Genomic DNA, 23,455 nt, shown 5'->3' with positions numbered 1-23,455 from the left:
ATAGACGCTCCAATCCCCCATGCGGTTGCATGGTCCAAACGAACAGAAAGCGCGGCACCGCAAGGGCGCCGCGCACAAAAGCGATAAGGCTATGCTAGCAGATGCAGCCGTCGGCAAGCGTCTGCTTACCGCCGACAAACACATCGGTGGCACGACCGGTGAGCGTGCGGCCGGCAAAACCGGAGTTCTCGGCGCGCGACTCGTAACCGTCCTCGCCAACCGTCCAGGTGGCGGACGCGTCGAACACGGTCAGGTCGGCAACGGAGCCCGCCTTGACCTGAACCTGGTCGAGACCCAGGATCTCACGCGGCTTGATGGCCATGAGCTCGACCATGCGGCCCATGCTCATCTTGCCCGTGTTGACCAGCTCGGTGAGTACGAGCGACAGCGAGGTCTCGAGGCCGATCATACCAAAGGGCGCAAGCTCGAACTCACGGGCCTTCTCCCACGGGGTGTGAGGAGCGTGATCGGTGACGATAACGTCGACGGTGCCGTCGATGACGCCCTGACGGATGGCCTCGGCATCCTCCTCGGTGCGCAGCGGCGGATTGACCTTGAGCGAGGTGTTGTAGGTCTCGTCCAAGTCGTTCTCGGTCAGAAACATGTGGTGCGGGGTGGCCTCGCAGGTCACCTGGACGCCAGCGGCCTTACCGGCACGCACGAGCTCGAGACCGTGAGCGGTGGAGATGTGCTGGATGTGCAGCTTGGCACCGGTCAGCTTGGCGATCTCGATGTCGCGGGCGATCTGGAGCTCCTCGCCGGCAGCCGGCCAGCCCTCGAGAGCCAGACGGGTCGAGACCTTGCCCTCGTTGATCTGGCCGTGGCCGACCAGGTCCTCGTCCTGGCAATGGCTCATAAAGACCTTGCCGAACATCTTGCCGTAGTCCATGCAGCGACGGAGCATACCCGCGCCCTGCACGCCGCGACCGTCGTCGGTGAAGGCGACGGCGCCGTGGGCGACCATATCGCCCATCTCGGACATGGCCTCGCCCTTAAGACCGCGGGTCATGGCGCCCGACGGATAGACGCGGCAGTGACCGACCTCGGCAGCGCGGGACTTGACGAACTCCACGACGGTGCCGTTATCGGTGACGGGATCGGTGTTGGGCATGGCGCACACGCCGGTAAAGCCGCCCTTGGCAGCTGCGCGGGTGCCGCTCTCGATGTCCTCTTTGACCTCGTAGCCGGGCTCGCGAAGGTGAACGTGCATATCCACCAGGCCAGGGACGAGGTACTTGCCGGAAAGGTCGCGGACCTCGGCTCCCTCGACGGCGAGATTCTCGCCGACCTCGGCGATCTTGTCGCCGTCAATCAGGACGTCAACGACACCGTCAAGCTCGACGGACGGGTCGACGACGTGGGCATTCTTAAGAAGCAAGGCCATTATCGGCACCTCCAAGCAGCAGATACAGGATAGCCATACGCACGCAGATACCGGCGTAGACCTGCTCCAGGATGACGGAGCGTTGCGGGTGGTCGGCCATATAGGAGTCGAACTCGACGCCGCGGTTGATGGGGCCCGGGTGGCAGATGATCGCATCGGGCTTCATGAGCTTCTCGCGGTCCTTGGTCAGACCGAAGAGCTTGTGGTACTCACGAATGGTCGGGAACGGGGCACCCTCGAGGCGCTCCTGCTGCACGCGCAGCATGTAGACGACGTCCAGCTCGGGCAGGACGGAATCGAGGTCGCTCGTCACGTGGTCGCAGCCCAGGACCTCGGGCGCCGGCGGCAACAGCGTGCCGGGGGCGACGGCGTAGGTCTCGCAGCCCATGATCTTAAGGGCGGGAATCAGCGAGCCGCAGACACGGGAGTGCGCGATATCGCCGACGACAGCGACCTTCAGACCGTGGAAGTCACCCTTGTGCTCCCAGATGGTGTACAGGTCGAGCAGGGCCTGCGTGGGATGGTTGTGCTTGCCGTCGCCGGCGCAGATGACGCTCGCGGGCGAGTTCTGCGTGACGATGTAGGGAGCACCGGCGTGCTTATCGCGCACGACGATGCAGTCGATCTTATAGGCGTTGAGGGTCTCGACGGTGTCGACGAGGCTCTCGCCCTTGACCGTGGAGGTCGAGGAGCCGCCAAAGTTGAGGCTGTCGGCCGAAAGACGCTTCTCGGCGAGCTCGAAGGAGCTACGGGTGCGCGTCGAGGGCTCGTTGAACATGTTGACGATGGTCTTACCCTTGAGCGTGGGGACCTTCTTGATCGCACGCTCGTTGACCTCAGAGAACGCCTTGGCGGTCTCGAGGATGAGCTTGATGTCCTCTTCGGAGTACTCGGTAATGTCGATCAGGTGCTTATGGTTGAACGCCACGGTACTACTCACCTCCCAGCGGCGCGGAGCCCACGTGGGAACCCGGCGCGACGTCGTTAATCTCGACGGCGGTGTGGCCGTCGACTTCCTTCATATATAGGTGCACGTTCTCCTCATGCGACGAGGGAACGTTCTTGCCGACAAAGTCCGGCGAGATGGGGAGCTCGCGGTGACCGCGGTCAACGAGAACTGCCAGCTCAATACGGCTCGGACGGCCCAGGTCCATGACGGCGTCCAGAGCAGCGCGGATGGTACGACCCGTGTACAGGATGTCGTCCACCAGCACGACGCGCTTGCCGTCGACGCTAAAGGGAATGTTGGTGGCGTGGATCGCGGGAGCGAAATTGGTCGCATAGTCATCGCGGTAGAAGCTGATGTCCAGGCTGCCGAGCGGAACTTCGACGCCCTCGATCTCCTTGATCTCCTCGGCGAGCTTCTTTGCCAGAAGGTCGCCGCGCGTGACGATGCCGACCAGAGCGAGGTCTTCACAGCCCTCGTTGCGCTCGAGAATCTCGTGCGCGATGCGGGTCATCGCTCGATTGACGGCGGTCTCGTCCATGATGACCGCCTTGGGGGAAGTCGTGCCCATCGATCTCCTTCCTCACATGTCTTGACTGCTGACACAGTCAAAAAAATAGATGCCCGACCGCTTAAAGCGGACCAGACACCCACAGGAAAGGCTGCTCGCATGGCAGCTATGTAATTCCATGTGGGTATCTCGTACCCCTTTAATGGTCAAGGGATAGTGTAGCCAACCTCGAGCTTAATTGCGAGCATAAATACAGAGCAATCCGTAAACGGAGCCCAATGCTCCATAAACCTATATATATTTGTGGGACGAGCTTGAAAACGCACGCACGAGCTGGCATAATCCCCTCTGCTGCACGCAAATCGGATCTACGTCCAGGGCCGTGGCGTGGGCACTATCGCCAAAAGAGGAATATCTCTGTGTAGATTGCGCACAGGGAGCGACTTCTGTGCTATAGTTCAGGCTTGTTTGTTAACGCGACATGTTCGTTTGTCGCCCAAGGAGGGTCAGTTATGTCCAAAGTTTGCGAAGTTTGCGGTAAGCACCCCGTTGCCGGTCGCTCCATCAGCCACTCTCACCGCGTCACCAACCGTAAGTTCCGCCCCAACATCCAGCGCGTCTACGTTGTCGTCGATGGTCACCGTCGCAAGATGAACGTTTGCTCCACCTGCCTCAAGTCTGGCAAGGTTGCGCGCTCCTAAATAAGGTCTTACCAACAAGTACCTCGGACTCTCCGGGTCAAAGACCTCGCGTTCATATAGAACTTACCAAAGGCGTCCTCCCCTACGGAGGGCGCCTTTTTGCACTCATTGGGGACAGACTTACATGAGTGTTTGCAGATGTCAAAGGGATCGTAACCCAGCTGGTATGCCCTGTAGCTTGACCAGCGGTACGCCTCGATTGAGCCAAGCGCACCTTTCACGAGATTGAGACGAATATAGTCGAGCAGCTGCACCGCCTGCGTGTCTGACTCAACCGCGACCCGCGAATAGCAATTGTCAAGAAGATGCCCCGTTCTTCCCGTTTTCCGATTGAAATTCTCATGTAAGTCTGTCCCCAATGAGCGGGGCGATGCAGCAGGCAGATAGTTTTAGTTAAAGCGTTTCAGTTTATTGAAGCGTTTTAGTGTGCCTTTTACGGGAATCTTACCGTTCGCCGAATAATTTCTTGCTATCATGCAAGGCGTAGGGTAAATCTCCGATCGCAAGGAGACACAAATGGTGAAAAAGTCACCGGAAAACACTACTCCCGCAATTGTGGACAACGTAGAGGCGCTTGAGGCTAAGCTCGCTCAGATGCGAGAGGCCCAGGCGCTTTTTGCTACGTACACGCAGGAGCAGGTCGACAAGATCTTCTATGAGGCCGCCATGGCCGCCAACAAGGCTCGTATCCCGTTGGCGAAGATGGCCATCGAGGAGACCGGCCGCGGCGTTCTTGAGGACAAGGTCATCAAGAACCACTACGCCGCAGAGTACATCTACAACGCTTACAAGAACACCAAGACCTGTGGTGTCCTGGAGCGCGACGAGGCTTACGGCATCACCAAGATCGCCGAGCCCATCGGCATCGTGGGCGCCGTCATCCCGACGACCAACCCCACCTCCACCGCGATCTTCAAGACGCTGATCTGCCTGAAGACCCGCAACGCCATCATCATCTCCCCGCACCCGGCTGCCGCCAAGTGCACCATCGCCGCCGCCAAGCTCGTGCTTGACGCCGCCGTCAAGGCCGGCGCCCCCGAGGGCATCATCGGCTGGGTCGATGTCCCCTCCATCGAGCTGACCAACATGGTCATGCGCGACGTCGACATCATCCTCGCCACCGGTGGCCCGGGCATGGTCAAGGCCGCTTACTCCTCGGGCAAGCCCGCCCTGGGCGTTGGCGCCGGTAACACCCCGGTCGTCATCGACGACACCGCCGACGTGCTGCTCGCCGTCAACTCCATCATCCACTCCAAGACCTTCGACAACGGCATGATCTGCGCCTCCGAGCAGTCCGTGACCGTCATCGACACCATCTATGACCAGGTCAAGGCCGAGTTCCAGAAGCGCGGCTGCTACTTCGTCAAGCAGGGTGCCGAGATGGAGGCCCTGCGTGCCGCCATGTTCAAGAACGGCGCTCTCGATCACCGCATCCCCGGCATGGCCGCTGCCAAGATCGCCGAGCTCGCCGGCATCGAGGTTCCCGCCAAGACCAAGATCCTGATCGCCGAGGTCACCTCCACCGACCCCGCCAAGGAGGAGTTCTCCCACGAGAAGCTCTCCCCGGTCCTGGCCATGTACCACGCCAAGGACTTCCAGGAGGCCGTCGACAAGGCCGAGCACCTGGTGCTTGCCGGTGGCCCGGGCCACACCGCCTCTCTGTACGTGCACCCCGCCCAGGCCGAGAAGATCAGCCTGTTCGAGCACGTCATGAAGGCCTGCCGTATCGTCATCAACACCCCGTCCTCGCACGGCGGCATCGGTGACCTGTACAACTTTGGCATGAAGCCGTCTCTGACCCTGGGCTGCGGCTCCTGGGGCGGCAACTCCGTCTCCGAGAACGTTGGGGTGAAGCACTTGATCAACGTTAAGACTGTGGCCGAGCGCCGTGAGAATATGCTGTGGTTCCGCGCTCCCGAGAAGGTCTACTTCAAGAAGGGTTCCACGCCCGTCGCCCTCGACGAGCTGGGCAACGTCATGGGCAAGAAGCGCGCCTTCATCGTCACCGACCAGTTCCTCTTCAAGAATGGCAACACCCGCGCCATCGAGGCCAAGCTCGACGAGATGGGCATCGCCCACGACTGCTTCTACGACGTCGAGCCCGATCCGTCGCTGCAGTGCGCACGTCGCGGCGCCAAGCAGATGGCTCTCTTTGAGCCGGACGTCATCATCGCCGTCGGCGGTGGCTCCGCTATGGACGCCGGCAAGATCATGTGGATGATGTACGAGCACCCCGAGTGCAAGTTTGAGGACATGGCCATGGACTTCATGGACATCCGCAAGCGTATCTTCACCTTCCCCGAGATGGGCAAGAAGGCCTACTTCGTCGCCGTCCCGACCTCTTCGGGTACCGGCTCCGAGTGCACGCCGTTCGCCATCATCACCGACAAGGAGACCGGCATCAAGTGGCCGCTCGCCGACTACGCGCTGCTCCCCAACATGGCTATCGTCGACGCCGACAACTGCATGACCGCCCCGCGCGGCCTGACCGCTGCCTCCGGCATCGACGTCATGACCCACGCCATCGAGTCCTACGTCTCCATCATGGCTTCCGACTACACCAAGGGCCTCTCCGAGCGCGCTGCCAAGCTCGTCTTCGAGAACCTGCCCTCCAGCTTCACGAACGGCGCCAAGGATCCGCACGCCCGCGAGGAGATGCACAACGCCTCCTGCATGGCCGGTATGGCCTTCGCCAACGCCTTCCTGGGCCTCAACCACTCCATGGCCCACAAGCTCGGCGCTTTCCATCACCTGCCCCACGGCCTCGCAAACGCTGTCATCCTGACCCGCGTCATGCGCTACAACGCCGCCGAGGCACCCGTCAAGATGGGTACCTTCTCCCAGTATCCTTACCCCAACGCGCTGCACAACTACGCCGAGATGGCCAAGTACTGCGGCATCGAGGGCAAGGACGACAAGGAGGTCTTCGAGAACTTCATCACGAAGCTCGAGGAGCTCAAGGACTTCATCGGCGTCAAGAAGACCATCGCCGACTACGGTGTTGACGAGCAGTACTTCCTCGACACCCTCGACGAAATGACCGAGCAGGCATTCAACGACCAGTGCACCGGCGCCAACCCGCGCTACCCGCTCATGAGCGAGATCAAGGAGCTCTACCTGGACGCCTACTACGGCCGCGAGCCCCAGGATTACGCCGTCTGCTAGTTTTAGCACGGTTTTTAACGGCGGGGGTGCACGGGTGTTTCACACACCCCCGCCGTCGCTTCTATCGCATCGTTGAAAGGATGCAACCATGCTGCTACCCGATTCCAAGACCGAGCTCGTCCGCCGTGGCAACAAGGTCGTTTACGACCTGGGCGACAAGATTGTCAAGGTCTTTAACGAGACCAAGCCTGTCTCCGACGTGTTCAACGAGGCTTTGAATCTTGCCCGCATCAATGAGTGCGGCATCCGCAGCCCCAAGGCGCTCGAGGTTTCCCAGCTCGAGAACGCCAACGGCTGGGCGCTCGTGACCGAGAAGGTTCCGGGCACCACCCTTGCCGAGAAGATGACTGCCGAGCCCCAGCGCTTTGGTGAGTACCTCGAGATGTTCGTCGACCTCCAGATCGAGATCCACGGCTATACCTCCCCGCTGCTCAACCGTCAGCGCGACAAGTTCGCCCGCATGATCGACAGCCTTGATCAGCTCAATGCCACCACGCGCTACAACCTTCAGGAGCGTCTGGACGGCATGACCAAGGAGTTCAAGGTCTGCCACGGCGACTTCAACCCCTCCAACGTCATCGTCGGCGACGACGGCCAGCTCTATGTGTGCGACTGGGCACACGCCACCCAGGGCTCCCCTGCTGCCGACGTTGCCACCACCTACCTGCTCTTCGCCCTCAACAGCAAGGACCAGGCTGAGGCCTACTTGGAGCTCTACTGCGACCGCGCCGATATGCCCATGCAGGTCGTGCGTCAGTGGACGAGCATCGTCGCCGCTTCCGAGCTCGCTCGTAAGCGCAACGTGAACGATGAGTTCCTGAAGAACTGGATCGACGTCGTCGATTATCAGTAATATCTGAGCGATTTATTTCGCATCGGAGGCACAAGAAAACCCCGCAGCTCATATAGGCTGTGGGGTTTTCTTTACCCATCGAGTTTATTCCAACAAAATAGACTGCTCCGCATCTCATCCTAAGAGAGATACGGAGCAGCCCCGCAATTACATCTAATAGCAGAAACGTCGATTAACGGCGGGCCGCCTTAACAAGCTCGGCAATCTTGGCGACGACCTCGTCGATCGCCACGTCCTCACGCTCGCCCGTGGCACGGTCCTTGAGCTCCACAGTACCATTCTTGAGGCCACGCTTGCCAAGCACGACCTGATACGGGAAGCCCATGAGGTCGTTATCGGCAAACTTAAAGCCAGGACGCTCGTCACGGTCATCGACGACAACCTCGATACCCTCGGCGCACAGGCCCTCGACGATTTGGTCGCAAACGTTAGCGCACTCCTCCTTCTTGGGATCGAGCGGAATCACCGCGACCTCGTACGGGGCAACGGAGACCGGCCAGACGATGCCGTGTTCGTCGTTGTGCTGCTCCACGACGGCAGCAAGCGAGCGGGACACACCAACGCCGTAGCAACCCATGATAAGCGGCTTCTCCTTGCCGTCCTCGTCCATAAAGGTGGCGCCCATGGCCTCGGAATACTTGGTACCCAGCTGGAAGACCTGCGAGACCTCGATGCCGCGAGCAGCAGAGAGCGGCTTGCCGCAGTGCGGGCAGGGATCGCCGGCAACGACGGTTACCAGGTCGGCCCACTCGTCGACGGTAAAGTCGCGCTCGGGGCAGGCACCGGTAAAGTGATAATCGACCTCGTTGGCACCGCAGGCCCACTGCTTGGACTCGCGCAGGCTCTCGTCGCACACCAGGCGAATGCCCTCGGGCAGGTTAACCGGTCCGATAAAGCCCTTATGCAGACCGTAGGTCTGGAGCTCCTCATCAGTCATCATGCGATAGCCCTTGCCAAAGACATGCTCGGCCTTGCAATCGTTGAGCTCGTGGTCGCCCGGAACAATGGCCACGACGGGCTTGCCCTCGGCGTCGAGGAGTGCCAGAGACTTGCGCGTGCCGTTCTCGGGGAAGCCGAAGAACTTTGCAACGGCCTCGATGGTGCCCATGCCCGGAGTCTCGACCTTGGTAAGCGTACCGTCGCCAGGACCCTCGGTCACAACGACCTTGGTGCTTGCGGCCTCATCGTCGGCAGCGAAGCCGCAATCGTCGCAGTAGACGAGCGAAGCCTCGCCAGCGTCGGCCAAAGCCATGTACTCGACGGAGGTATCGCCACCGATCTCGCCGGAGTCGGCGACAACGGGCAGAGCCTTGATGTAGCAGCGCTCGCAAATGTTGGCATAGGCCTGCTTCATCTTGTCGTACTCCCCCTGCAGGCTCTCCTGCGTAGCAGAGAAGCTGTAGGCGTCCTTCATGATGAACTCGCGACCGCGCATCAGGCCAAAACGGGGACGGAACTCGTCGCGGAACTTATCCTGGATGTGATAGAGGTTCACTGGCAGCTGCTTGTAGGAACGCAACTCATTGCGCACCAGGGCAGTCACGGTCTCCTCGTGCGTGGGTCCGAGCACAAACTCGCGGCCGTGGCGGTCATCAAAGCGCACAAGCTCCTTGCCATAGGCATCGATACGGCCGGACTCACGCCACAGCTCGGCATCGACCATGATGGGCATCATGAGCTCCTGAGCACCGGCGGCATCCATCTCGTCGCGCACGATGTTCTCGATCTTGCGGATCGAGCGCCAAGCGAGCGGCAGATAGGAATACAGGCCGGCGGCCTCCTTGCGGATCATGCCAGCGCGAAGCAGCAGACGGTGGCTCGCTAGCTCGGCATCCGCCGGATCCTCTTTGAGCGTCGGCGCATAGAGCTTAGACATATACATTGCTCGGGTCATTTATTTCTCCTCAATAAGTTTGTCGACCTCGGCCATAAGCGCGTCGACAATTTGATCCTCAGCTACTTTACCAATGATCTGGCCATGCGAAAAGAGCAGACCCTGACCACGTCCGCAGGCAACACCCAGGTCGGCGTCAGATGCCTCTCCGGGGCCGTTGACCGCACATCCCATCACGGCGATCGAAAGCGGCGCGGAATAGTTCTTAAGCCGCTCGGTGACCTCCTCGGCGATGGGAATCAGGTTAACCTGGCAGCGGGCGCACGTGGGGCACGAGACAATCTCGGGACCACGGCGACGCAGGCCCAGCGACTGTAGAATTCCCCAGGCGACCGGCGGCTCCTCAACCGGATCGGCCGTGAGCGACACACGCATGGTGTCACCGATGCCTTCGGAAAGCAAGATACCCAAGCCTACAGAGCTCTTGATGGTGCCCTGAAGCTTGGTCCCCGCCTCCGTCACGCCCAGGTGGAGCGGAACATGCGGTATCTCGCGCGACAGGGCGCGATAGGTATCAAGTGTCGTCTGTACGCTATGGGCCTTGGCGGATAGCACGATGTTGGTAAACCCACGGTCCTCAAAGTGCCGCACAAAGCGTTCGCTCGACATCACGAGCTTTTCGGGCTGCGTGAGGTCGTCGCGCTCGGCAATATCTTGCTCAAGCGAGCCCGCGTTCACGCCAATGCGAATCGCGCAGCCCGCGGCACCCGCGGCATCGATGACGGCATCGACCTTAGCCCAATCGCCGATATTGCCGGGGTTGATGCGCAGCTTAGAGGCACCAGCCTCGACAGCGCCAATGGCAAGCTTATGGTTAAAATGGATATCGGCGACGATTGGCACCGGAGACTCGGCACAAATCGTGCGAAAGCCCTCGAGCGCAGCCTCGGTAGGCACGCTCACGCGCACGATATCGCAGCCAGCCTGCGCCAACGCGCACACTTGCGCAAGCGTTGCCTGGGCATCAGCAGTATCGGTGCAGGTCATAGACTGAACCACGACCGGAGCGCCACCACCGATCTGCACGCCGCCCACATGCACGGGGCGCGTCAACTCGCGAGGCAAAGGATGGGATAAAGACAATCCAAACACTCCCCTACAGAATAAATCGAAGGATGTCGGAACGAAGCATATAGACAAACAGCAGTGCAAAGAGCGCGATGCCGACATAGCTGACGATTGTCTGCACTTTGAGCGGCAGCTCGCGGCCCGCAATCTTTTGAATGATCTCGATGACCAGCTTGCCGCCATCGAGTGGTGGGATGGGCAGCAGGTTCATAAAGCCAAGCGAGAACGAAATGAGGGCGGCAAAGGAAAGGAACGTGGCAGGGCCGGCAGCAGCGGCCTGTGAGGACATAACGCTAATACCCACGATCGAAGAAGACTGATCGAGAATCTCCATCGTATGCTGCGGCTGGAGCAGGCGCATCACGCCATCCGCTGTCTGCACGACATAGGAGAACGACAGGCGAGCCGACGTGATGGGGTCTAAACGGACCACCTGCGTAGAGGCATACACACCTAGGCGCTCGTCCTCTTTGAGCGCAACCGTGGTCGAATGCTGCTTGCCGTCACGCTCGTACTCGATGGCGATATCGTCCTTACCGGCAGCCTTGCCGATGGCATCGTAGACATCCATCCAAGTGGAACATGAGACACCGTCAACCGAAAGGATCGCGTCACCGCCCTCGATACCCGCCTTGGCGGCAATAGACCCCTCGTCAACCTGACCGATCACGTTGGTATCCATCGGCACGGTGACACCCGCAATGGAATAGATGCTCATAAGGAGCAAAAAACCCGTCAAGATATTGACGATAATGCCCGCGAGCAGCATAAAGGCGCGCTTGAGAAAGCCTTGGCCAAGATAGGTGTGCGAGCGCTCTTGCGCAAGGAACTCGGCCTCGCCGCACGGCAGCTCCCACACATCGCCCTCGGCAGTCGCATGTTCGCGATCGAAACGGCGACCATCAAAGGTGGTATAGCCTGCCTTGTCTCGCGGCAACGTCTGATATTTGGTGGGATAGTAGCTCGGCGAGGGCTTCTCCCCTTCCTCATACCAGGGCGCGATGGAGCCCCAGCCCAGCAAAAGGGCGCATGCCTCGAGCACATCCTCCTCGGAAAGCTCGAGCTCGACAGCAAGGTCGGCCACGGTCACGCGACCATGACGATAGATAGCCGCGAGCACGCGGTCGGCGCACGAAACATCGGTCGGATCCATACCGCAGATGGCAGCGTAGCCACCCAGCAGCAGCGGGGTCACGCCAAACTTGGTTCCAATGCGACGCGACGTGTAATGGATGTCAAAGCGGCACGGCAGACCCAAAAAGAACTCGGTCACACGGACGCCGCAGGCACGCGCCGCCAAAAAGTGGCCGCCCTCGTGCAAAAACACGAGGACGGAAAGCATCAGCAGGCCCCAAAAGACCGATGAGAGAACGCTCAGAACAGTATCCATAAAACGAAAAAGCAATCCTTATGGGTTAGGAACGGGTTGCGGCGAGCACCTGCGCAGCCTTTTCACGCGCCCACGCATCGATGTCGCGAAGCTGCTCAAACGAATCGACCACCTGCATATCGTGGGCGTCCATGCAGGATTCCACAATGCGATCGATATCGGTAAAGCTGCAGCCATCGTGCAGGAAGGCATCGACGGCGACCTCGTTGGCGGCATTGAGCACGCACGGCATGGTGCCACCCGTCTTGCCGGCACGCTCGGCCAGTGCCAGACAGCGGAAGGTATCCATGTCGGCAGCATCAAACGTGAGCTGCCCCAGCTCGCGGAAATCGATACGAGGCGCCGGAGTATCCCAACGCTCGGGATACGAGAACGCGAACTGGATGGGAATACGCATGTCGGATGCACCGAGATGCGCCATCACGGAGCCGTCGGCGAACTCGACCATAGAGTGAATCTTGGACTGACGCTGCACGACCACGTTAATGAAATCGAGGTCGCAGTTAAACAGATGCATGGCCTCAATGCGCTCCAGGCCCTTGTTCATGAGGGTGGCGGAGTCAATGGTGATCTTGGCACCCATGGCCCACGTGGGATGCGCGAGGGCATCGGCACGCGTCACGCGATCGAGCTCGTCGCGCGTGCGGCCAAAGAACGGACCACCCGAGCAGGTGAGCCAAATGCAGTGGGCCTCGCGCGGGTTCTCCCCCAGATAGCACTGGTAGATGGCGGAATGCTCAGAGTCGACCGGAATAAGCTGGCCCGGTTGCGCCAACGGCATAAGCAAGTCGCCACCGACGACGAGGGACTCCTTGTTGGCAAGGGCAAGGCGCTTATTCGAGGTCAAGGCCGCATGGCTCGCCTCGAGACCGGCGGCGCCCACAATAGCGACGAGCACGCAGTCGACATCGTCGCGACGCGCGAGCTCGCAAACCGCCTGCGCGCCAACGCCGAGCTGTGTGCCCTCGGGCAACTCCTGCAGCACGGCGTCATCGCCATGAGCGACATCGGCAACGGCAACCGCCGGAACCGAGAACTCGCGGGCAGCGGCAACGAGCTCCGAGGTGCTGGAATTAACGGACAGCGCCGTCACCTGCAGGCGATCGGCATGCTGGCGGCACACATCGAGCGCCTGGGTGCCGATAGAGCCCGTACAACCCAGGATGGCAACGCGAAGGCGTCCATCGGGGCCATACGTCGTCTGGAAGGACATTACAGCACGCCTCCGATCATCAGCAACAGCTGTGCGGTGATGCAACCGAAGATAAGCGAATCGCTACGATCGAGCATTCCGCCGTGGCCCGGGATAAGGTTGCCGGAATCCTTGACGCCCACACCGCGCTTGATGCGCGACTCGATAAGGTCGCCGATAACGCCCAGAATGGACACGACCACGCCGCATAGCAGCGCATAGGGCAGGCTGAGCTTGTAGAAGTGCGTCGCCCACAGGATGAGCCAAATCAAAACCGAGCCCAAGATGCCGCCGGCAAACCCCTCCCAGCTCTTTTTGGGGGAGATCTTGGGAACCATCTTGTGCTTGCCGATACGGCTGCCCACGATGTAGGCAAACGAATCGGAGACCCAAAGGGACGCGCAAACGCCCACTGAAAGCAGGGCGCCGGCAAAACCGGGCACGGCATCGCGCAGCAGCACGATAGCCGACAGCATAAAGCCAGTGTAGATGGGACCCATGAGCGTCACGGCCACATCAGAGATGCGGGTACGCGGCGACCAGACATACCAAATGCCCACAGCGAGCATCAAGGCAAAAAGCAGGGCATTCAGCAACATCGAATCGCCCAACGCCGACAGCGGAAAGAGTACGGCGGCAGCGATACCCATGCGCTCGTTAGCCATCTTGCCATCGAGCCTTGTCATACGGAAAAACTCATAGCAGCACAGACCGCTCATGACAGAAACAAAGATGGCCGTGGGCACGATACCCAAAACCAGGCACAGGATAAAGACAACGGCGTAGACGATACCGGCGGCGGCACGGGTAATAAAGCCCGCCAGCCACGAACCGGTGCCGCTCTTCGCTGCAGGCGCTCCCGCAGTGGCAGCCTTGCGCGCAGGCGCCGCGGAAACTGGCGTCTTGGGAGCAGATGCCTTGGGACGATCGGACACGATTAAGCCTCCTCGGTCTTGCTCAGTCCACCAAACCTACGGTCACGGCCCTGATAGGCCAAAATGGCGTCGACAAGGCCCCAACGATCAAAGTCAGGCCAATAGGTATCGGTGACGTAGAATTCGGAATAAGCCACCTGCCACAGCAGATAGTTCGAAAGGCGCAGCTCACCAGAGGTGCGAATCACAAGTTCGGGATCGGGAAGACCGGCGGTATAGAGGTGGGAAGCCACCATGTCGTCATCAATTGCGGCAGGATCGATCTTACCGGCGGCAGCGTCGGATGCGATCTGACGGACAGCGCGGGTAATCTCGGCACGCGCGCCGTAGTTGACGGCAAGCGCCAGCGTCATACCGGTGTGATCGGCGCACTCGGCAAGACCGCGCTCAAAAACGTCGCGAGTCTTCTTGGGCAGCGCGGAAATGTCACCCAAAAAGACTACGCGCAAATTTTCGCGCTTCAGAAGCGGCAGCTCGTCGATAAACGTCTTGGCAAACAGGTGCATCAGAACGTTGACTTCGTGCTGTGGTCGATTCCAGTTTTCGGTCGAAAATGCATAGGCCGAAAGCACGTCGACGCCCAGGCGCACGCAGGCGGTAATGATCTCGCGCAGCGAGACGATACCCGCCTTGTGGCCCTCGGTGCGTGCAAGACCGCGCGACGTGGCCCAACGACCGTTGCCGTCCATGATGCACGAGATATGGTGCGGAATGTTATTGAGGTCAAGGTCGGAAAAACCGACGCCCGCAGGGGCGTCGGCAAAGTACTCGACCAGTTTATGCTCGTCGTATTGCACCTTAGATCTCCATGACCTCGGCTTCTTTTTCCTTCAGAAGCTCCTCGACCTTGGCGACATACTCATCGGTATGCTTCTGGACCTTGGCCTGCTCGCGACGGACGTCGTCCTCGGTGAGCTCCTCATCGCGCTCGAGCTTGTTGTTGAAGTCGCGACGGATGTTACGGATAGACACCTTGGCCTGCTCGGCGTACTCGCGGCACTCCTTGACGAGCTCGCGACGGCGCTCCTCAGTGGGAGCCGGGAACGGAAGACGAACGACGGTGCCATCGGAGTTGGGGGTAATACCCAGATCGGAAGCGCCGATGGCCTTGACGATAGCATTGATGAGCGCCTTATCCCACGGCTCGATGAGCAGCATGTGAGCCTCGGGGGTCTTGACGGCGGCAACCTGCGTGACCGGCGTGGGGACACCGTAATAATCGACGGTGATGTCGGACAGAATGTTGGCGTTGGCACGACCGGTACGGACCTTGGAGAAGTTATGCTTGAGGGACTCGAGCGACTTGTCCATATGGGCGGTGATGTTCTCTGCCATGCTTAATCCTCCTGATAGACGAGCGTGCCGACGGGCTCACCCGCGAGCGCGCGCTTGACGGTGTCCTCGCCATCGATGTTGAGGACCAAAATCGGCATACGGTTATCCTGGCACAGTGCCGTAGCCGTGGAATCCATAACCTGCAGACCGCGGACGAGAACCTCGTGATAGGTAATCTTGTCAAAACGGACGGCATCGGCGCACTTGACGGGATCCTTGTCGTAGATGCCGTCAACCTTGGTGGCTTTAATCAGAATCTCGGCGCCGATCTCGCACGCACGAAGAGCCGCGGCGGTGTCGGTCGTAAAGTACGGATTGCCCGAACCGGCAGCGAAGATGACGACGTTGCCCTTGGACAGATGGTTGATAGCGCGGCGACGAATATAGGGCTCGCAGATCTCGTTCATCTGGATAGCGCTCATCACGCGGCAAGGAACATCGTTGTGCTCGAAGGCATCCTGCAGGGCGAGCGCGTTCATAACGGTTGCCAGCATCCCCATGTAGTCGGCCTGAGCACGCTCCATGCCACCGGCAGCGCCTGCCATGCCGCGGAAAATATTGCCGCCGCCGACAACGACGCCGACCTCATGGCCAACGGCGAGCAGTTCCTTGACCTGCTTGGCAAGATGATCGGTAACCTTGGGGTCGATGCCATATTGGCCGTCGCCCATCAGTGCTTCGCCGGAAAGCTTAAGAAGCACGCGTTTATATCGGATGTCGGACAAAGCGATCCTCCTTTAATTAGACTCTCAATATGATATCAAAGGCTCTGATAAGAGCCATGAAAAAGCAGGCTGTGAGTAAAACCCACAGCCTGCTCATTACCAGCTACAAGAGCTTATTTACTCGCCACGGACCAGACGGTCAAAGGCAACGACGGTAATGGTGTCGCCGAGCTCCTTGGAGACCTGCTCAGCGTACTTCTTGATGGTGAGGGAGCTGTCCTTGATGAACTCCTGCTCGGTGAGCACGGACTGCTTGTAGAACTTCTCCAGACGGCCAACAGCCATCTTCTCCTGGATAGCCTCGGGCTTGCCGGACTCGGCAGCCTGGGCCATGTAGATCTGCTTCTCGTGCTCGACGGTCTCGGCCGGAACCTGATCGCGGGTAGCGCAGATCGGGGCGACGGCGGCAACCTGAAGGGCAACGTCGTGAGCGAAGGTCTTGAAGGACTCAGCCTGAGCGGTCTCGGCCTTCTCGAAGGCGAACTCGACGAGGACGCCGATCTTACCACCCATGTGGATGTAAGAAGCGAGCGCGCCGTTCTCGGCCTTGCGGGCAGCGAAGCGGGAGATCTTCATGTTCTCGCCCATGATGTGAATCATCTCGGTGAGCTCGGAGGAAACGGTCTCCTCGCCCATCGGCTTCTCGAGCAGAGCATCGACGTCAGCAGGCTCGGTGGTAGCGACAACCTCAGCGACCTTAGAAGCAAAGCCGGTGAACTTGGCGTTGGAGCCAACGAAGTCGGTCTCGCAGGAGAGCTCGAGCAGAGCGCCGGTCTTGCCATCCTCGGAGACGAACGCGGCGACAGCGCCCTCGTTGGTCTCACGGCCAGCCTTCTTGGCAGCCTTGGCAAGGCCGTTCTTACGCAGAACGTCGACAGCGGCGTCCATGTCGCCGTCAGCCTCGACGAGAGCCTTCTTGCACTCCATCATCGGGGAGTCGGTCATCTCGCGGAGCTGCTTGACCATAGCGGCGGTAATCTGGGCCATTGTGGTTCCTTTCAAAGAGATGAAAAAGAATTAACTAAGACTGATTTACTCGGCCTTGGGCTCAGCGGCCATCTCGGCCTCGGAGACCTGCTCCTTACCGGAGCCAGCGAGGCAGGCGTCAGCCATGAGCTCGCACATAAGGGTGACAGCGGAGATAGCGTCATCGTTGCAGGGGATGCCGTACTCGACCTCGTCGGGATCGGAGTTGGTGTCGATCAGAGCGACGACGGGGATGTTCAGGCGCTGAGCCTCCTTGATGGCGTTCTCCTCGCGCTTAGTGTCGATGACGAAGAGAGCCTGGGGCAGACCCTTCATGTCGCGGGCGCCACCGAGGTTGGTCTGGAGCTTGGTGAGCTCCTTGCCGAGCACAGCCTGCTCCTTCTTGGGGAGCACTGCCATGCGGCCGTCCTCGACCATGGCCTCGAGCTCCTCCATGCGGTTGATGCGGGAGCGGATGGTGACGAAGTTGGTCAGCATACCGCCGAGCCAACGCTGGTTGATGTAGGGCATATTAGCGCGCTCAGCAGCGTTCTTGACGGCCTCCTGAGCCTGCTTCTTGGTGCCGACGAACAGCACGTTGCCGCCCTTGGCGACGTTCTTGACGAAGGTGTAGGCCTGGTCGGCGTCGAGGATGGTCTGCTTAAGGTCGAGGATGTAGATGCCGTTGCGCTCACCGAAGATGAACGGCTTCATCTTGGGGTTCCAGCGACGGGTCTGGTGACCGAAGTGGCAGCCGGCCTCGAGCAGGGTGCGGATATTAATCTTGGTAGCCATGTTAAACCTCCTGTGGTTTGCCTCCGCGCGGGGTCATCCTCCAAAACCAACCCGGACATGTGCTACCAAAGCCCGGGCACCACGGTATGAAGTAGCCGCGCGTGCGTGATAAAAACATGTTGCCGTGAAGCAACCCGATGAATGATAGCAGGAATGCTTCTTCCTGCCAACCCGCAATCAAAACCACACACCTGAGTGCGGCGCGGGACGTCCCAGCCACTATTCGCCGCGGGGATGGGCTTGAGCCACAGCCCGCTTAAGCCGATCGGGTGTGAGATGCGTGTAGATCTGCGTCGTGGACAGGCTCGCATGACCTAGCAGCTCTTGAACCGAGCGCAGGTCCGCGCCGCCCTCGAGCAAGTCGGTCGCAAAGGTATGGCGCATCGCATGCGGGGCGATGTCGGCCGGAATGCCGGCGAGCGTCGCCAGCGTATGAAACCGCCGCCTGAGCATGGCGGCACTCATGCGATTACCGCGCGCCGATATAAGCAGTGGATGCGGCCCGGTAGCGGGGTCACGACGCTTTGCCTGAGCGAGCAACTCCGGCCTCCCCTCCTCGATATAGAGACGCGTCGCCTCGAGCGCACGACGATACAGAGGGACGATACGTTCTTTGCTCCCCTTGCCCCACAGGCGCAGCGTGCGTTCGGACCACGCAATGGACTCCACATTGAGTGCTGCGAGCTCAGAGATACGGGCGCCCGAGGCATAGAGCAGCTCGAGCATCGCCGCATCGCGCAGTCCCGCGGGTGTTGAGGTATCAGGCGTCTTGAGCAGCGCCTCCACCTGTTGGGTCATCAGCACACCGGGTAGATCGCGCGGGAGCTTGGGCGAGGAAATTGCCGAGACCACATCGCCCTCCACGACCCCCTCGGCAGCCATCCATCGATAGAGCGATCGGATAGCCGAAAGATGCGCCGCAAGCGTTCGGGGAGCCACCTGCTCACGCGAAAGCTCGGCAAGATAGCGACGAATGGTGCGCACGTCGGCAGCGAAAGCATCGATATCCTCGCGCTCGCACCAGGCAGCAAAGCGCTCCAGCCTCGAGCCGTAGGCCGTCACCGTGTTGGGAGAAAGTCCCTCGACACGTGAGATATAGGCGATAAACGAGTCGACGGTGTCGTACAGGTCAAAGGCTATGACCGGTCGCCTCCAAACAGATCAGGACGAGTGGCCAGATAGGCATCAAGGGCCTCGAGCGCACGGTCCGCATAGGCCTGGTAGCGGTCGCGCTTGCTGCGGCGCTTACCATCCTCGAGTGGCGGCACCAGGCCAAAGTTGACATGCATAGGCTGATAGCCCACGGTGGCAGGATCGGTCGCATAGCCCACGAGCGCACCCAGGGCGCCCACGCGCGGCAACTCGACGCCCGCGACACCGATAGCCTCGGCATAGGTGTTGAGCGCCGCGAGCAGACCGGTCGCCACGGCTTCCATGTACCCCTCGGTGCCGGTGATCTGACCGGCCAGGCGCACGCCGGTACCGGGCACGGCAAAGGTGCCATCGAGCACGTGCGGGGCGTCGACAAAGGTATTGCGATGCATGACACCGTAGCGGAAGAACTCAGCGTTCCCCAGGCCCGGCACCATATGGAAGACGCGCTTCTGCTCGCCAAAGGTCAGGTTTGTCTGGAAGCCCACCAGGTTATAGGCGGTCTTCTCCTTGTTCTCGGCACGCAGCTGAATCGCCGCCCAGGGGCGACGTCCGGTACGCGGGTCGGTGAGGCCGACGGGCTTCATGGCGCCAAAGCGAATGGCGTCCTTGCCGGTGCGCGCAACTTCCTCGGCAGGTTGGCAGGCCTGGAACAGATCGCCGCCCTCAAAGTCTTTGAGCACCACGCGGTCGGCCGTGGTAAGTGCCTCGATAAAGGCCTCGTACTCCTCCTTGTTGAGCGGAGCGTTGAGATAGTCGCCGCTCCCCTGCTCCTCGTAGCGCGACTGCGAGAACAGCACGTCCATATCGAGCGTGGAGGCATCGACGATCGGCGCCGCGGCATCGAAGAACGCAAGGGCGTCGCCGCCGACGAGCTTCATGACCTCTTCGCTCAGCGCCGGTGAACACAGCGGGCCCGCGGCAATGACCACGTGGCCCTCGGGAATCTGCGTGACCTCGCCGTGCACGACCTCGATATTGGGACGGGCGGCAACCTCGGCCTCGACAAGCTCGGAAAACTTGACGCGGTCGACCGCCAGGGCACCGCCGGCGGGAACAGCCGCGCGATGGGCGCAATCGAGCAGGACTGAACCCATGCGCTTAAGCTCGGCCTTCAGCAAACCAGCCGCGGAATCCGGACGGGTCGACTTAAACGAATTGGAGCAGACGAGCTCTGCCAAGTGATCGGTATGGTGAGCCGGGGAGCTAACCTGGGGGCGCATCTCGCACAGCCTAACGGCAAAACCGCGGTCTGCCAGCTGGATCGCGCATTCCGAACCCGCCAGACCGCCACCGATAACCGTCACCTGATCGAACTGCATCTGCAAACACCTTTCTAATTGACACGTTTTCCATTGTGACCGAAGGGCGTCTGGGCGTGAAGGGCAAACTTGGAGGGCGCATACCTTCCATCCATCATGCGCTCGATAAGGCCCTCGAGTTCAAGCGAACCCAAGAGTTTGAGTACGCCGACAGCATCGAGCGAGACGAGCGCCGCGATGTCGTCGACCTTGAGCGGAGAGGCGATGAGCGCATGCATCACGGTCTGCTGTGTTGGATCCAGGTCGGCAATGCCGGGAGCATCGGGGCGCGAGTAGCGCAGGGTGCCGTAGATGCGTGAGATAGCCATCTCGATAGATTCCTCGTCGATGATGCAGCAGGCACCGTTCGCAATGAGGTAATTCGTGCCACGCGACTCGGGCGATAGGATCGACCCCGGCACGGCAAGAAGTTCGCGCCCCAAATCCATAGCAGCCTCGGCTGTAGAAAACGTCCCGGAAGGCATACCCGCCTCGGAAACAAAGAGGGCTTGCGACAGGGCCGCGATCACGCGATTGCGGCGCGGAAAGGCAAACTTGCGCGGACCCATGCCCCACGGAGAGATCGACACGACCGCGCCACCCGTATCGAGCGTGCGCATAATAAGCCCCGCGCTCGAACGCGGGTAGACCACGTCGGCGCCCGTCCCCAGCACCACGACGTGTTTGCCGCCGGCGTTGACCGCAGCCCAACCCGAGGCCTGGTCACAACCGACCGCGCCACCCGAAACTACCGTCACTCCCGCCTCGACCGCCACCTTTGCCGCAAGCTCTGCCACGGCAAGACCATACGGCGAGGCCTTACGCGCGCCGATGATGGAGAGCGCGGGCGTCGAAAGCACCTCGGGGTTGCCGCGCACATAGAGCGTCTGGGTTACATCAGAAAGCTCCAAAACGGTCTCGGGATACAACGCATCACCTGGATGCAGCTCGTAGGTCCCCTCGGCCATCATTGGTCCCTCCTTCCCTGGTACATCGCTGCCTCGAGCACGTGGTCCTGCGTCACTTGCTCGCTCTCGGCGACGTCGGCGATTGTACGCGCGATACGCACCAGTCGCACGATGCCGCGACCCGTGAGATGTGTGCGCTTCGACAGGCCGAGCACACACTTCTCCGCCGCATCATCGAGCTCAAAGGTCGAAACGACGCCGTCAATGGACCGTGTCTCGTCATCCTCGGCCTCGGCATCCGCATCGTCCATACGGGATTCGCGCCAGGCGCGAAAAGCGCGACCGCGCACAACGTAGTCACGTAACTCGGCAGACGACATACCCTCCGCACCCTCGATAATCACTTGGGGGTCGGGACGGATCACATCGATCATCATGTCGATACGGTCGGCCAAAGGACCGCGCAGTTTAGACCGATAGCGCTCGACCATCGCCGCTGAGCAGCGACACGGTACCTCGCGATCGCCCAAAAAACCGCAGGGGCAGGGATTGCTCGCAGCCAGCAGCTGAAAGCGCGACGGGAAGGTAAAGGCCCCGTCGACGCGCACGATTCTCACATAGCCGCGTTCGATGGGCTGACGCAGCGTCTGCAGCACACCCGTGGGAAACTCAGCAAGCTCGTCCAAAAAGAGCACGCCGCCATGAGCAAGGCTGATCTCACCCGGGTGCACCGGGCGCCCACCGCCGATAAGACCTGCGGTCGAAATACTGTGATGGGGACTGCGGAAGGGCCGGTGCCCCGCCAACAAACCATCAATGTTCTCACCCAAAACCGAATGGATGCACAGCGCCTCCTGTTGATCCTCAACGGAAAGCTCGGGCAGGATGCCGGTCATACGACGCGCGAGCATCGTCTTGCCCGATCCCGGGGACCCGATCATAAGCAAACCGAGCTCACCCGCTGCCGCCAGTGCCATGCCGCGCTTGGCGACCTCCTGCCCCAGTACGTCGGCATAGTCGAGTTCGGGCTCAAAGGTCGCCTCGAGCACTTCAGAATCCAAGTAGTGCCGCGCGGCATCGCCCATGCCATGGGCAAGCTGAGACAAATGATCGATAAATCCGCAATCCACGCCCGCAAGCGGCACATGCTGATCGGACCTGCCGGCGATAAAGGACAGCCCCATATCACGCGCCAATAACTGAAACGCCACCTCGCCCTTGACGGGAAGCACCGTACCGTCCAAGCCGAGCTCGCCGGCGATAAGGCAGCGATCGAGGTTGTCACGGGGAATCTGCCCATCGGCCGCCAGAACCGCGATGGCGATGGGCAGATCAAAGCCGCTACCGGTCTTGCGAATATCGCCGGGCGCTAGGTTGACCGTAATGCCCGAGCGTGGGATCTCGAACCCGGCGGAGCGCATCGCGCAGCGAATACGACCGCGTGACTCCATCACCTCCATACTCGGAATGCCGAGCATTTGGATGCCCGGAACACCACCGGCAAGCGAGACCTCGACCGTGACGTGAATCGCCTCGACGCCACGGATGCAGGCCGCGTGAACGGCAAACGTCTCGAACGCCATCACGACACCTGCCAATCGAACGCGTTGTACTGATGCTCGATCTCAGCGATATGCCCGCCACGAATGGTGACACCCACGGCATCGAAGCGAATCGCCTTGAGCGGATAATGCTCCATGAGATAGCAACTTGCGATGCGGCGGTAGCGGCGTTGCTTTTGAGCGTCCACGGCCTCCTCGGGAAAGACCCGCGTGCTGCAATCCAGTGCAACGCGTCTGGTCTTGACCTCGGCCATCACCACGACATCGTCGAGCTCATCGAGCAGCACCAGATCGGCCTCGCCCTCGGTGCAACGATAACCCTGCTCCAGCAAGGTGTAGCCGCGCTCGTTAAAGTAGTCGATGGTGATCAGCTCGCCCAGCATGCCCAGCTCGCGGGGACTGAGTCCCTTGATAAACTCGGGCGTCATCGCCCCGCAGTCGAGCTCGCCGTTTTCCCAACGCTCCTTGAGCTGCTGCGTCTTGCTCTTTTTGCTTGCGGCACTCATGGGGTCTCCTTTCCCGCACGCTGCATTGCCCCGATGATGAGGGCACCTTTCATGCGGGTAAGTACCGGAAGCAAACCAAAAGCTGACCAAATGCCGTCAAAAAACGGGCCGTACGCAGCAATGGTGTTGCATACGGCCCGCTACCAGCAGGTTTATAAAACCCCTG

21 protein-coding genes are annotated in these 23,455 nt (G+C 60.6%); 3 read left to right on the top strand and 18 right to left on the bottom strand.

All coding sequences use genetic code 11. From position 1 onward, the window contains the following. Positions 1–94: 94 nt before the first annotated feature. Genes DW870_RS04525 through pyrR form a run of 3 tightly spaced genes read right to left on the bottom strand, consistent with a single transcriptional unit; the run spans position 95 to position 2,901 of the window. Positions 95–1,384, bottom strand: coding sequence for a dihydroorotase (locus tag DW870_RS04525; RefSeq protein ID WP_117770321.1), 1,290 nt, complete (start codon positions 1,382–1,384; stop codon positions 95–97). Next, entirely contained in the window at positions 1,368–2,312 is a 945-nt protein-coding gene (locus DW870_RS04520; RefSeq protein ID WP_035138537.1) for an aspartate carbamoyltransferase catalytic subunit, read from the bottom strand. The genes DW870_RS04525 and DW870_RS04520 overlap by 17 nt, the downstream gene beginning before the upstream one ends. A gap of 4 nt (positions 2,313–2,316) precedes the next feature. Next, entirely contained in the window at positions 2,317–2,901 is a 585-nt protein-coding gene (gene pyrR, locus DW870_RS04515; protein WP_117770320.1) for a bifunctional pyr operon transcriptional regulator/uracil phosphoribosyltransferase PyrR, read from the bottom strand. A 452-nt stretch (positions 2,902–3,353) separates the two neighbouring features. On the opposite strand from pyrR, the gene rpmB reads away from it, so the two are divergent. The 3 genes from rpmB to DW870_RS04500 all read left to right on the top strand — a co-directional run bounded on the left by rpmB (position 3,354) and on the right by DW870_RS04500 (position 7,560). Beyond that, positions 3,354–3,542 carry a 50S ribosomal protein L28 gene (gene rpmB / locus DW870_RS04510; RefSeq protein ID WP_022094725.1) on the top strand — a complete coding sequence of 63 codons (189 nt, stop codon included), beginning with the start codon at positions 3,354–3,356 and terminating at the stop codon, positions 3,540–3,542. Between the two features lie 516 nt (positions 3,543–4,058). Continuing rightward, positions 4,059–6,707 carry a bifunctional acetaldehyde-CoA/alcohol dehydrogenase gene (gene adhE, locus DW870_RS04505; RefSeq protein WP_117770319.1) on the top strand — a complete coding sequence of 883 codons (2,649 nt, stop codon included), beginning with the start codon at positions 4,059–4,061 and terminating at the stop codon, positions 6,705–6,707. 88 nt (positions 6,708–6,795) lie between these two features. Next, complete coding sequence (locus DW870_RS04500) at positions 6,796–7,560, top strand: aminoglycoside phosphotransferase family protein (RefSeq protein ID WP_006236119.1); 765 nt, start codon at positions 6,796–6,798, stop codon at positions 7,558–7,560. A gap of 172 nt (positions 7,561–7,732) precedes the next feature. Here the strand turns inward: DW870_RS04500 and DW870_RS04495 are convergent, their stop codons facing one another. From DW870_RS04495 to DW870_RS04425, 15 genes are all read right to left on the bottom strand, one after another. After that, entirely contained in the window at positions 7,733–9,454 is a 1,722-nt protein-coding gene (locus tag DW870_RS04495) for a proline--tRNA ligase (RefSeq protein WP_233502345.1), read from the bottom strand. Continuing rightward, on the bottom strand, positions 9,455–10,537 hold the full coding sequence (gene ispG, locus DW870_RS04490; RefSeq protein ID WP_117564267.1) for a flavodoxin-dependent (E)-4-hydroxy-3-methylbut-2-enyl-diphosphate synthase: 1,083 nt from the start codon (positions 10,535–10,537) through the stop codon (positions 9,455–9,457). A 13-nt stretch (positions 10,538–10,550) separates the two neighbouring features. Beyond that, positions 10,551–11,912, bottom strand: a complete 1,362-nt coding sequence (locus DW870_RS04485; protein WP_117564266.1) for an RIP metalloprotease — start codon at positions 11,910–11,912, stop codon at positions 10,551–10,553. Positions 11,913–11,937: 25 nt separating this feature from the next. Then, on the bottom strand, positions 11,938–13,125 hold the full coding sequence (gene dxr, locus DW870_RS04480; RefSeq protein ID WP_117564265.1) for a 1-deoxy-D-xylulose-5-phosphate reductoisomerase: 1,188 nt from the start codon (positions 13,123–13,125) through the stop codon (positions 11,938–11,940). Further along, positions 13,125–14,039 (bottom strand): phosphatidate cytidylyltransferase, encoded by a 915-nt coding sequence (locus DW870_RS04475; protein ID WP_233502344.1) that lies wholly within the window; start codon positions 14,037–14,039, stop codon positions 13,125–13,127. The genes dxr and DW870_RS04475 overlap by 1 nt, the downstream gene beginning before the upstream one ends. 2 nt (positions 14,040–14,041) lie before the next feature. Beyond that, positions 14,042–14,836, bottom strand: coding sequence for an isoprenyl transferase (locus DW870_RS04470; RefSeq protein WP_117876994.1), 795 nt, complete (start codon positions 14,834–14,836; stop codon positions 14,042–14,044). A 1-nt stretch (position 14,837) separates the two neighbouring features. After that, positions 14,838–15,374 (bottom strand): ribosome recycling factor, encoded by a 537-nt coding sequence (gene frr, locus DW870_RS04465; protein ID WP_006236112.1) that lies wholly within the window; start codon positions 15,372–15,374, stop codon positions 14,838–14,840. A gap of 2 nt (positions 15,375–15,376) precedes the next feature. After that, positions 15,377–16,099 carry a UMP kinase gene (gene pyrH, locus DW870_RS04460; RefSeq protein WP_040359955.1) on the bottom strand — a complete coding sequence of 241 codons (723 nt, stop codon included), beginning with the start codon at positions 16,097–16,099 and terminating at the stop codon, positions 15,377–15,379. A gap of 117 nt (positions 16,100–16,216) precedes the next feature. Further along, a complete protein-coding gene (gene tsf, locus DW870_RS04455; RefSeq protein WP_022094736.1) occupies positions 16,217–17,086 on the bottom strand; it encodes a translation elongation factor Ts in 870 nt (289 codons plus the stop codon). Between the two features lie 45 nt (positions 17,087–17,131). Continuing rightward, a complete protein-coding gene (gene rpsB, locus DW870_RS04450; RefSeq protein ID WP_006236109.1) occupies positions 17,132–17,860 on the bottom strand; it encodes a 30S ribosomal protein S2 in 729 nt (242 codons plus the stop codon). Between the two features lie 219 nt (positions 17,861–18,079). Beyond that, positions 18,080–18,988, bottom strand: coding sequence for a tyrosine recombinase (locus DW870_RS04445; RefSeq protein WP_369831641.1), 909 nt, complete (start codon positions 18,986–18,988; stop codon positions 18,080–18,082). 8 nt (positions 18,989–18,996) lie between these two features. Beyond that, positions 18,997–20,334, bottom strand: a complete 1,338-nt coding sequence (gene trmFO / locus DW870_RS04440) for a methylenetetrahydrofolate--tRNA-(uracil(54)-C(5))-methyltransferase (FADH(2)-oxidizing) TrmFO (RefSeq protein ID WP_117803149.1) — start codon at positions 20,332–20,334, stop codon at positions 18,997–18,999. Positions 20,335–20,348: 14 nt separating this feature from the next. Next, a complete protein-coding gene (locus tag DW870_RS04435) occupies positions 20,349–21,284 on the bottom strand; it encodes a DNA-processing protein DprA (RefSeq protein WP_369831640.1) in 936 nt (311 codons plus the stop codon). Further along, on the bottom strand, positions 21,281–22,804 hold the full coding sequence (locus DW870_RS04430; RefSeq protein WP_117803148.1) for a YifB family Mg chelatase-like AAA ATPase: 1,524 nt from the start codon (positions 22,802–22,804) through the stop codon (positions 21,281–21,283). Before DW870_RS04430 ends, DW870_RS04435 begins: the two co-directional genes overlap by 4 nt. After that, positions 22,804–23,289 (bottom strand): YraN family protein, encoded by a 486-nt coding sequence (locus tag DW870_RS04425; RefSeq protein ID WP_035138570.1) that lies wholly within the window; start codon positions 23,287–23,289, stop codon positions 22,804–22,806. The genes DW870_RS04430 and DW870_RS04425 overlap by 1 nt, the downstream gene beginning before the upstream one ends. Positions 23,290–23,455 lie beyond the last annotated feature (166 nt).

It is taken from the genome of Collinsella sp. AM38-1BH, assembly GCF_003467545.1.
GTDB lineage: Bacteria > Actinomycetota > Coriobacteriia > Coriobacteriales > Coriobacteriaceae > Collinsella.
The sequence above is the reverse complement of the archived record's forward strand: the minus strand, read 5'-3'. Positions and strand labels throughout refer to the sequence as shown.